At 66.8% G+C, this 1,773-nt stretch carries 2 protein-coding genes and 1 pseudogene; 2 read left to right on the top strand and 1 reads right to left on the bottom strand.

The annotated features are described in order from the left end of the window. Positions 1–943, top strand: a 943-nt coding sequence (locus MOV74_RS37375; protein ID WP_246932438.1) for a Spy/CpxP family protein refolding chaperone, incomplete at its 5' end; no start/stop codon positions are given. A 35-nt stretch (positions 944–978) separates the two neighbouring features. Then, complete coding sequence (locus MOV74_RS37370) at positions 979–1,350, top strand: hypothetical protein (RefSeq protein WP_246932436.1); 372 nt, start codon at positions 979–981, stop codon at positions 1,348–1,350. Positions 1,351–1,517: 167 nt separating this feature from the next. Here MOV74_RS37370 and MOV74_RS37365 read toward each other — a convergent pair. Continuing rightward, positions 1,518–1,773 (bottom strand): annotated as a pseudogene (locus MOV74_RS37365) (caspase family protein); the annotation flags it as partial.

Below are 1,773 nucleotides of genomic sequence, written 5' to 3'. Positions count from 1 at the left end.
CGCGGCCGCACTGGCCGGCTGGAGCGGCGCAGGCAGCGGATGGTGGCAACATGCGGGTGGCGGCTACGGCTGGGTCGGGCCGCTGTTCTGGCCGTTCGCCTACAACGACCTCTACGACTACACGATCTGGGGCGACGGGCCCGGCTTCTGGGGTTACGGCTATCCGGACATCTATGCCGGCATGTTTGGTCCCTATGGCTATGATCGCCTCTCGGCCTATCTGCCACAGCAACAGCAGGGACGGCGGCGGGCGCGCAGCGCGCCGCTCGATCAGCTCTGCGGCAGCGACCGCCGCGGAATCGTCGGTCTGCCGATTGACCAGATTGCAGCCGCGGTGCAGCCAAGCGATGCGCAAGGAGCCGATCTTGATGCGCTCGGCAACGCTTCGATTGACGCTGCGGCGCTGATCCGCACATCCTGCCCGACGCAGGCCGCAGCAACGGCCCCCGGCCGGCTCGCGGCGATGCAGCTGCGCGTCGAAGCGATGCAGAAGGCGGTCGATCTGGTCCAGCCGGCGCTCGACAAATTCTATGGTTCGCTTGTGGACGAACAGAAAGCGCGCTTCAATGCGCTGGCTGACGATCAGCGTCGGGCGACGGCGTCGAACAATGCGAACCCGTCGGTGCAGACTTGCAGCGCATCCGCCGCGTTCGATTGGCCCGGCGCCACGATCGAGGAGAGGCTTCGTCCGAACGACACCCAGCGCGCGGCGCTCCAGGTGCTCCAGGATACCAGCGCCAAGGTCAGCGCATCGCTCAAGGCGGCCTGCGAGCCCAATGAGGTGATGACCCCGCCGGCACGCATGGCCGCGATCCGCAAACGCCTCGACGTGATGCTGGACGGGATCAAGTCGGTGCGCGCGGCGCTCGATGATTTCTACGCCACGCTGAACGACGAGCAGAAGGCGCAGTTCGAAGCGATCGGGCCGCGCCGCATGTCCTGAACGGCGCGAGGCCGACCAGACCATTGGTGGGGGCGATGAAGTGGTTCGCAAGGCGGCAGCCTGCAGACATTTGGGACGAGCCGATCCAGGGGCCGATCGGCGACATCGACGCGGCGGAGCGAATTCGGAACATTTGCCAGGCTGCGAGGGCAGGCGCGGAGGCCGTCGGAGCCTCAGCGCGGACTGCTGAGCGCGAGTGTGAACGCTACGAGCGTGCCGCCCGCGTCGCGATGGAAATCGCAATGAAGATTTCAGACGACCTGATGCGCGACGATGCGGTGCGCCGCATCGTCGAACTCTGCATGAAGGCCAATGATCTCAAGACCGCGCAGATCCTGTTTCGCGCGATCCAGGCCGGCTGGGTCCGAGAGGCCGTGCAGCGGGATCATCCGGCGCTGGCGCAATAGAGAGCAGGGCGGCCGCACGTAAGAGGCGTGCTGTGAGCACCAGCATCTCAACAGCGTCATGCCCGGGCCTTCGCCTCGCCGAAGCGGCTTCGGCCGCGCAGGCGGGACAAGCCCGGGCATGACGACCTCGTGTAATCCTCCAATGGGATTATGGACCTTGTAGCGGCTCAGTATCTGCGGTCGCCGCGATAATGGTCACCGCCGCCGCGGCCGCCCATTCCCATGCCGAGGCCGATACCGACACCGATGCCGATGCCTTGCATGACAGCCTCGGGCGGCGGGCCGCGATCCGGCGGTGGCGCGCGCTCGTAGACCACTTGGTCAGACGGCGGGCGACGCTTCGGCGGGGTCTCGACCACCTTGCGCTTGGGCGGCGTGTCGTCGACACGCTTCTTGATCACGGGCGCGACGCTCGGATTGACC

Source organism: Bradyrhizobium sp. SHOUNA76 (assembly GCF_023006445.1).
Classification (GTDB): Bacteria; Pseudomonadota; Alphaproteobacteria; order Rhizobiales; family Xanthobacteraceae; genus Bradyrhizobium.
This window is presented reverse-complemented; position numbering and strand designations above follow the sequence as displayed.

Bases quoted from the DNA above. Each gene is read 5' to 3' on its own strand.
- MOV74_RS37370 (WP_246932436.1), top strand. From the start codon at position 979: ATGAAGTGGTTCGCAAGGCGGCAGCCTGCAGACATTTGGGACGAGCCG.